A 389-nucleotide genomic window follows, 5' to 3' on the forward strand; every position below is an offset into this window, starting at 1 on the left:
GAAACCACCATCAATGATGGCACCACCACGGATGCACCGACGCTAACTTTGACTGGCGATGCCTCTGTCATTGAAGGTGAAGCGGCCAGCTACACGCTTACCCTGTCGGAAGCACCGACGGCTGACTTTACCGTCTCTGTCGTTATCGGCCATAAGACCACGGAAGACGGTGATGTCACCCCAGTGACCCGTGATGTGGTGATCGCCGCCGGCACCACGTCCATCGGTTTCACCGTCGATACCCTGGATGACAGCCTGAACGAATCGGCCGATGATGACGTGTTTACCGTCTCGGTGAATGCGACCTCCGGCGGTGGCTTCGAGGCGCAGCCAACCGCACCAGCCGCTGTCGAAACCACCATCAATGATGGCACCACCACGGATGCGCC

Annotated in this window: 1 protein-coding gene; it reads left to right on the plus strand. The window is 59.1% G+C overall.

Annotated elements, in window-relative coordinates; translation table 11 throughout:
- Positions 1–389: immunoglobulin-like domain-containing protein (locus tag G5S52_RS23545; RefSeq protein ID WP_165018899.1), on the plus strand; the 389-nt coding region annotated here is incomplete at both ends.

The sequence above is a fragment of the Grimontia sedimenti genome, assembly GCF_011045095.1.
GTDB lineage: Bacteria > Pseudomonadota > Gammaproteobacteria > Enterobacterales > Vibrionaceae > Enterovibrio > Enterovibrio sedimenti.